Source organism: Pseudoalteromonas sp. NZS100_1, from assembly GCF_015864285.1.
Lineage (GTDB): Bacteria > Pseudomonadota > Gammaproteobacteria > Enterobacterales > Alteromonadaceae > Pseudoalteromonas > Pseudoalteromonas arctica.
This window is the reverse complement of record NZ_JADYXN010000026.1, coordinates 52,983-60,521: the sequence shown is the minus strand read 5'-3', so window position 1 is coordinate 60,521 and position 7,539 is coordinate 52,983. Positions and strand designations below refer to the sequence as shown.

Sequence of the window (7,539 nt, the reverse complement as noted above, 5' to 3'; positions counted from 1 at the left end):
TTGTTCTATATTCACAAAAAAATCCGTAGTTAGTTTCCTAACTACGGATTTTGCATGATCGTTTGGATCGGTCAACCGGTCATTTTCTTAACTGATCGGCATTAGCCAATTGGCGCTTTTTATTTATATAACGGGTTGTTTATATAGCCAGTTTATTCACCGTAATTAGACTCAAAAAAACTTTCTAAAATAATAACCGCAGACATATTATCTACATTACCTTTGCCTAAGTTTTTATAGCCACCACTTTCAAAAAGTCGCGCTTTAGCATCCGCAGTCGTTAAACGCTCGTCTTGTGTTTGCACCGGAATGCCATAATGATTATGTAATCTGTTGGCAAACTTTTTTGCTTTAAAGGTAACCTCTTGTGACGTTCCATCCATATTTAGTGGTAAGCCAACAACCATTAAGTCAGGCTGCCATTCGGTTACTTGTACAGCAATATGGTCCCAGTTAGGAATGCCATCTTGTGCTTTTACAGCCTTAAGGCTAGACGCGCTGCCTGTTAGCTCTTGCCCAATAGCAATACCAATACTTTTGGTGCCAAAGTCAAAGCCCATTACAGTGCGTTCGCCTTGCGGCTTAAGCGATTTTTTTGTCATGTGTATCTTGTTTAAGTTTGCTAAGGGTTAAATTACTATTATGCGTGACCAGCTTCAGGGCTGAGTTGGCTAATATCAAAGCCCAACATTGAAACTGCTTTTTCCCATCGTTTTTCAACGGGGGTATCAAAAATGATCTTCGGATCGGCTTCTATGATCAACCAACTGTTATCAAGTAACTCTTGTTCGAGTTGTCCTTGCTCCCATCCTGAATAACCCAATGTAATAATAAATTGTTCAGGTGCTTGTGCGGTAGTTAAGCTTGCTAAAACATCTTTTGAGGTAGTGATCATAATATCGCTACTGAGTTTTTGGCTTGCTGAATAACCTGATTGAGGAGAGTGCAAAACAAAACCACGGTCAGTTTTAACGGGTCCGCCTGCAAACACACTTACTTTTGCTGCGTTTTGAGTTTTGTCGTTATCAATTTCTATTTTATCTAAAAGTTCGCCAACAGTAACATCAATAGGTTGGTTTATTACCAAGCCCATAGCCCCATCTTCATTGTGCTCACAAATATAGGTAACAGCACGTTTAAAAAAAGGGTCTTGCATCGACGGCATCGCGATTAAAAAATGATTTTCTAATGACTGCATAGATTTCACCCTTTTTAGTTAATGAACTTTGAGTATGGCACATACCTTTGTTTTTAAAACTAAAAAAGCACTTTCATACAGTTTAAAAATTAATAGTTAATAACTATATTAAAATTTATGACACAAAAGTGCTTTTAATAACGATAGGTAGATACTTATTTATCTAGCTAGCTAGCTTTCTTTCAATGGCATCAAACAAAATACCTGTAATAGAAATATCATAAGCAGCTTCAATTTCGCGTACGCACGTTGGTGCAGTTACGTTAATTTCAGTTAATTTATCGCCAATAATATCTAAACCTACAAATATTAAGCCTTTTTCTTTAAGCGTTGGTGCAACCGCTTGCGCTATTTTTAAATCTGACTCGCTAAGTGGACGCGCTTCGCCTCGACCGCCAACAGCTAAATTACCGCGTGTTTCACCATTTTGTGGAATTCGCGCTAAACAATACGGAATAACCTCACCATCAATAACCAATACGCGCTTGTCGCCTTGTTTGATCTCTGGGATGTAATTTTGCACCATAGCAAAGCGGCTGCCGTGCTCGGTTAGCGTTTCACAAATTACACCAATGTTGGCATCGTCTTCTCTAAGGCGGAAAATAGATGCGCCACCCATGCCATCAAGGGGTTTTAAAATAATGTCTTTATGCTCGGCTAAAAACTCACGAATTTGTTTTTGGCTACGTGTAACAAGTGTGTCTGGCGTATGTTCGCTAAACCATGCTGTAAATAGCTTTTCGTTAGCATCGCGAAGGCTTTGTGGCTTGTTAATTATTAACGTACCTTCTTGTTCTGCACGCTCTAAAATATACGTCGCGTAAATGTATTCGGTATCAAAAGGAGGATCTTTTCGCATTAAAATAACATCAAGGTCGGCAAGGGCTATAGTGGCTTTTTCTTCAAGCTCGTACCATTTTTCTGCATTATTAAACACTTGCGCTTTAGACGCTGTAGCGTACGACTTACCTTTACGAAGAGATAAATCATCCATCTCCATATAATAAATTTCGTAGCCGCGTTCTTGCGCTTGCATCATCATTGCAAAACCGGTGTCTTTTTTGATGTTAAATCCACTAATAGGATCTGAAATAATACCTAACTTAATTGCCATGCGCTGTGCCTTACTATAAATGTTACTGTTTATATGAGGGTGCTTTTAGTTATTTCAATTAGCTAAATCGCCAAATTGAAGTTGTAATGCACTTAAGACCGTTAAAGCGGCTGTTTCCGTTCGTAAAACGCGCGGGCCTAAGCGAATATCCACAAATTCTAGTTGTTTAGTTAGTGCCATTTCATCGTCGGTAAAGCCACCTTCTGGGCCGACTAAAAAGCGTACGCCATCTTTAGGTACCGTAATGGTTTTAATGCTGTGCTCAGCACGAGGATGAAGAGTGAGCTTAATTGCATTGGTTTGTTGTGCAAGCCATTGTTTTAAATCTACAGGAGGATGAATAATTGGCACAAAATTACGCCCAGATTGCTCTGCCGCTGCTATTGCAATTTTTTGCCATTGTTGGTGTTTTTTCTCAAGACGATCGCCCACTAGTTTCACGCCACAGCGCTGACTAAAAATAGGGGTGATTTCGGTAATGCCCAGTTCAACTGACTTTTGAATTGTAAAATCCATTTTATCACCACGGGATACACACTGGCCTAAATGAATTTTAAGCGGGGATTCTACATCATGAGGATTAAGCTCTAATGGCATTACGACGACTGTTTTTTTTGTTACCTCAATTATTTCACTAAGGTATTCGCCGCCTTCGCCATTAAAAATAGATACATGCTCGCCTACTTTCATGCGCAGCACTCTGCCAATATGCCCTGCAGCATCGTCATCTAAAGTTACAGGAGTGTTTAGGGCAATACTCGATGTTTGATAAATATGAGGAACTCGCATAGGGCGTCACTTATTACTTAGCGTAAAAATATGTACTGCTATGGTAAGTAAGCTGGGAGCTGTGCGCAATTATTTATTTTTATTAAGTTGCTCTGCAAGGTCTATTAAATCTTGTGGTGTGTGCGCTATATCGTGGTGATTTTGCGAAGGTTCTGTTAACGTCTCGTCAGTAACTAGGCTTAGTGTATAGCCTGTATCATCAAAGCTTATTAAAAAGCGCTTTTCATGTAACGAGTTATAAATAAAGCGTTGTTTATCGCTTGCTAGTAAGTAATCGGTACTATTAAAAAGGACTCCGTGTAAATCGTGATGCTCTTTTAGATAGTTAATTAATTCAGAAACGCTTATTTCGTTTTCAAGGTCGCAATAACTATAGTCTTTAATAAGTTCGTCAAACATCATTTTTACTAACTGGCGGGTATTACTGCCTGCTGCAATAAGCGTACTCGCTTTTGTTTTACCATTATTATTTACATAGTATTCGGCAAATGCGCGGCTAAATTCGTTGTCTATGTCAATTAACAAGTAATTCGTTATTTCAAGTGGCATAGAGCTAGGACCTTGTTGCATTTAAGTAATTACCATTATTACTTAAATGCAGACTTTTAATGGCTGTATTTTAGTAAAAAGGTCTAAAGAGAAAACATGCTAATAAGTAAATAACCTATAGCACAAAAAACAGCAAACTCTATACATGCTACCCCAATATTATCTTGATGGTCTATTTCAAGAGCCGTATCAATATTTGGTAAAGAGATAACTTTTATCACATACGTTAAGCTGTAAAGCAGTATCCACATTACACCGCAATGCATAACGAGTGTAAATATGTTTTCTACCATTTTACCATTTTGAAATGCAGCACTAGATAAACCAGCGTACACAGCCAGTGCCAAACCAATTGATTTACCTGCGTACCTTATTCCAATAGACGTATTTTCTAGATTGAAGTTACTTTGCAGTGAAGCACCTTGATTTGCTTTTGCAAAACGGTGCTCTCGTATTTTACTATCAAGTGCAAACATTCCCTGAAGTGTAAAAAAGCTAACGCAAGCAATAAGTAAGTTACTAAACCCTTGGGTATGTGTCCACGTGTATAAACCAAGTGCAATAATACAGTTGGCGATTAACATGCCGGAATCTACCAGTGCAGCACATACATTTTGCTTTAATATGGCGGCTTCTTCATTAAACCTGTGGAGTATCCATTTTCTATGAATTAAATGGCCCACTTTTATAAAAGTGAATAAAAGAATAATAATAATTAACACTTTTAACGGGTTTGACTGTGCGGTACTTATGCTTATTTCGTCAAATAAGAAAGCCATAGTGGCTATAACAACTGATATTTCAGATGCAAAACTAATACCCATGGCAAAGTTGTCGTGTTGTGCTAGCTCATCTTTAAGCGCTTGTTTTGCTTTGATTTGAGTGACAACTCGTAAACAAAAAATAGTTATGCAAATAACCGCAAAACTAATGGCAATCGCAATAAAACTAGTGTTAGATAAAGACAAATATGACATGGTGATCCTAATTAAGTTAACCTTTCTAGGTTTTAATCATTCTAGTACGGTTATTGATGATATAAAAGAGAGGATTGATGAGTAACGTAAAGCAACTTCCTATTCAATTACAAAAACTTGGCTTAGAGCGCTTCGAACAATTATATCCACAGCAAAGTAATGAAAGCGAAGTTATACGATTACTCGCCTTGAGCGACTTTGCTTGGCGTTGTTTGGAATCACAACCTGATTTAAAGACTTGGCTATTATGCAAAGACGAAATACAAAATAGAGTAATAGATTCTCCTTTTAAAAACCTTAATTTAGCTGACATTGATGAAGTGCAGTGCCATAAAGTACTTCGCCAATATCGTGAAAAGTACTGGCTTAAAGTCGCCTTTTTAGATTTATGCTGTAATAACCCCATTGCCGATAGCATTAATTACATAAGCCAACTGGCTGATATGCTAATTAATAGTGCTAACCAATGGGCGCATGCACAGGTGGCTAAAGTAAATGGTGAGCCGCTTGATGAGCAAAACCAAGCAATGCCATTAATGGTTTTAGGGATGGGGAAGCTCGGTGGACAAGAGCTAAACTACTCCTCTGATATTGATCTCATTTTTGCATATCCGCGCAGTACAAAAACCCAAGGTGGCCGCAGAAGCCTTGAGGCCCAAGTATTTTATACCAAAGTTGCACAAAAGCTCATTGCATCACTTAACCAAGCCACCGGTGACGGACAAGTATTTAGAGTTGATATGCGCTTGCGCCCGTTTGGCGAAAGTGGTCCTTTGGTTATGAGTTTTAACGCTATTGAAGATTACTACCAAGAGCAAGGTCGCGATTGGGAGCGCTACGCAATGTTAAAAGGGCGCTTAATTGGCACGCCTAATAAATATTGGGATGAATTTATTAAGCTTTTAAAGCCGTTTGTTTATCGCCGGTATATTGATTTTTCGGTGATTGAATCACTGCGTAAAATGAAGCTAATGATTGCACAAGAAGTGCGTCGAAAGCGCTTAACTAATAATATAAAGCTCGGTGCAGGTGGCATACGTGAAGTTGAGTTTATAGTGCAAGCCCTGCAAATGGTACGAGGTGGGCGAGAGGCTAATTTACAAACTCAATCACTACTTAAAGCATTAAATGAGTTGGCACTCAACCAAGTTATTGATGAGCAAGAAGCAAGCGAACTTAAGCGCAATTATCTTTATTTACGAAAAGTTGAGCAGTACTTACAAATATTTGATGATCAGCAAACGCAAACACTTCCCGATGATGAATTAAATCAACAGCGTTTAAATTTATTATTAGAACAAGCCGATTTTGATGCCACTTTAAGCACTATTGAAAAGGTGATGAAGCAAGTTAACGGTGAGTTTGCGCTTGTTATTGGCGAGGAAACCGCGCCACTTGATACTTGTGAAGGCGCATTTATTAGTGCTTGGGATCATGGCGATGTGAGCTTTTTAAAAGAAGCTAGAGATGAGTGGCAAACACCCCTTAACGATTTTAAATTAAGGTTGTCTAAGGTAAACATAGGTAACCGAGGGCGTGACATTCTTGATAAATTAATGCCTGTTTTATTAAGTCAGTTAAATGACTTTAATGCCAGCGCAGCTGCTTTTACAATGGTTTGCCAAATTTTTAATAAAATAATTTCACGTACTGCTTATTTAGAATTACTGTACGAAAACCAAGGTGCATTAAAGCAACTCGTTTTACTGTGTTGTCATAGCAAATGGATAGGCGAGCACATTTCTCGCTACCCTATATTGCTAGATGAGCTAATAGACCCGGCTGTTCTTTATAAACCGACACCATTAACCGCTTATAAAGATGAAATAAGACAGTATTTTTTACGAATAGAGCATGACGATTTAGAACTGCAAATGGAGTCGCTTAGGCAATTTAAGCAAACGCATCAATTACGAATTGCTGCTGCCGATGCAACCGGTGTTCTTGATGTAATGAAAGTAAGCGATCACTTAACTGTACTGGCTGAGGCGATAGTTGACCAAGCTGTTAATATTGCATGGCATAATACTGTTAAGCGTTTTGGCATGCCCCCTGGCACTGATGACGAAAACAAAGGCTTTGCTGTTATTGCATATGGTAAAACAGGTGGCTTAGAAGTAGGGTACGACTCAGATTTAGACTTAGTATTTGTACACAATCATGATGGCTCAAGCCAAACAAATGGTGAAAAACCGATAGATTCTCGGCAGTTTTATTTAAAACTCGCTCAGCGCTTAATGCATTTATTTAATACTCGTACTGCATCGGGTATTTTGTATGAGCTTGATACGCGATTACGCCCTGAAGGTGCATCAGGTTTACTTGCTATCAATTTAGAGAGCTTTAATCACTATCAGCAAACTCAAGCATGGACGTGGGAACATCAAGCACTTGTGCGGGCTCGGTTAATTTTGGGCCAAGACGATCTTATAGAGCGTTTTTCACAAATTCGTAAAAGTATTCTTTGCCAACAGCGCGATGATACCGTGTTAAAAGCCGATGTAATAAAAATGCGCGAAAAAATGCGCGACCATCTAGCGAAAGGAAATACTGAACAATTTGATTTAAAACAAGATATTGGCGGTATGGCTGATATTGAGTTTATTACGCAATATTTAGTACTTAAACACGCGAATGAGTTTGAGCAGCTTACCGTTTATTCAGATAACGTAAGAATATTAACGGATGCAGCAAATATAGGCTGTATTACTAAAGAGCAAAAACAGCAGTTGATCAAAGCGTATATTGATTATCGCTCGTGTTATCACGTGCTGAGCTTGGATCAAAAAGGCAAATTGATCTCGCGAGAAGCTTTTTTACAAGATATTACTAACGTAACGAATATTTGGAATAGTATTTTTGAATTGAATTGAATTGAATTGAATTGAATTGAATTGAATTGAATTGAATTG

Annotated in this window: 7 protein-coding genes; 1 reads left to right on the top strand and 6 read right to left on the bottom strand. The window is 38.3% G+C overall.

Annotation, left to right across the window (positions count from 1 at the left end):
• Positions 1-152: 152 nt before the first annotated feature.
• The 6 genes from ruvX to I6F66_RS15920 form a co-directional block, all read right to left on the bottom strand.
• Entirely contained in the window at positions 153-602 is a 450-nt protein-coding gene (ruvX, locus tag I6F66_RS15945; RefSeq protein ID WP_007585404.1) for a Holliday junction resolvase RuvX, read from the bottom strand.
• A gap of 38 nt (positions 603-640) precedes the next feature.
• Positions 641-1,198, bottom strand: coding sequence for a YqgE/AlgH family protein (locus I6F66_RS15940; protein WP_007585401.1), 558 nt, complete (start codon positions 1,196-1,198; stop codon positions 641-643).
• Between the two features lie 163 nt (positions 1,199-1,361).
• A complete protein-coding gene (gene gshB, locus I6F66_RS15935) occupies positions 1,362-2,312 on the bottom strand; it encodes a glutathione synthase (protein ID WP_197141992.1) in 951 nt (316 codons plus the stop codon).
• 54 nt (positions 2,313-2,366) lie between these two features.
• On the bottom strand, positions 2,367-3,101 hold the full coding sequence (gene rsmE / locus I6F66_RS15930) for a 16S rRNA (uracil(1498)-N(3))-methyltransferase (RefSeq protein WP_197141990.1): 735 nt from the start codon (positions 3,099-3,101) through the stop codon (positions 2,367-2,369).
• 69 nt (positions 3,102-3,170) lie between these two features.
• Positions 3,171-3,671 (bottom strand): hypothetical protein, encoded by a 501-nt coding sequence (locus I6F66_RS15925; protein WP_165739977.1) that lies wholly within the window; start codon positions 3,669-3,671, stop codon positions 3,171-3,173.
• 62 nt (positions 3,672-3,733) lie between these two features.
• Positions 3,734-4,627, bottom strand: a complete 894-nt coding sequence (locus tag I6F66_RS15920; protein WP_007585393.1) for a hypothetical protein — start codon at positions 4,625-4,627, stop codon at positions 3,734-3,736.
• 77 nt (positions 4,628-4,704) lie between these two features.
• On the opposite strand from I6F66_RS15920, the gene glnE reads away from it, so the two are divergent.
• Positions 4,705-7,500, top strand: a complete 2,796-nt coding sequence (glnE, locus tag I6F66_RS15915; protein ID WP_197141988.1) for a bifunctional [glutamate--ammonia ligase]-adenylyl-L-tyrosine phosphorylase/[glutamate--ammonia-ligase] adenylyltransferase — start codon at positions 4,705-4,707, stop codon at positions 7,498-7,500.
• Positions 7,501-7,539 lie beyond the last annotated feature (39 nt).

Bases quoted from the DNA above. Each gene is read 5' to 3' on its own strand.
- ruvX (WP_007585404.1), bottom strand. From the start codon at position 602: ATGACAAAAAAATCGCTTAAGCCGCAAGGCGAACGCACTGTAATGGGC.
- I6F66_RS15940 (WP_007585401.1), bottom strand. From the start codon at position 1,198: ATGCAGTCATTAGAAAATCATTTTTTAATCGCGATGCCGTCGATGCAA.
- gshB (WP_197141992.1), bottom strand. From the start codon at position 2,312: ATGGCAATTAAGTTAGGTATTATTTCAGATCCTATTAGTGGATTTAAC.
- rsmE (WP_197141990.1), bottom strand. From the start codon at position 3,101: ATGCGAGTTCCTCATATTTATCAAACATCGAGTATTGCCCTAAACACT.
- I6F66_RS15925 (WP_165739977.1), bottom strand. From the start codon at position 3,671: ATGCAACAAGGTCCTAGCTCTATGCCACTTGAAATAACGAATTACTTG.
- I6F66_RS15920 (WP_007585393.1), bottom strand. From the start codon at position 4,627: ATGTCATATTTGTCTTTATCTAACACTAGTTTTATTGCGATTGCCATT.
- glnE (WP_197141988.1), top strand. From the start codon at position 4,705: ATGAGTAACGTAAAGCAACTTCCTATTCAATTACAAAAACTTGGCTTA.